Genomic DNA, 243 nt, shown 5'->3' on the forward strand with positions numbered 1-243 from the left:
CCCCCCCCCCCCCCTGAGCATTTTCCTCCCCCGCACCCCGCTGTTCACCATTCGCATCAGGCGCGCGAGTAGCCCCAGTTTTACCTTCACCACCTTGAGGTCCAGTAGCACCCGTGTTACCTTGACCACCTTGAGGTCCAGTGGCACCAGTGGCACGGTTGGAACCGGGCGAGCCCTTGGGACAAATAGGGCGGGGGGGGGGGGGCGGGGGGGGGGGGCGGGGGGGGGGGGGGGGGGGGGGGG

1 pseudogene is annotated in these 243 nt (G+C 70.8%); it reads right to left on the minus strand.

The window, feature by feature from the left end:
* Positions 1-243, minus strand: a pseudogene (locus tag JDS80_RS31010) (collagen-like protein); the annotation flags it as partial.

The organism is Bacillus cereus group sp. N8, from assembly GCF_016483685.1.
GTDB lineage: Bacteria > Bacillota > Bacilli > Bacillales > Bacillaceae_G > Bacillus_A > Bacillus_A proteolyticus.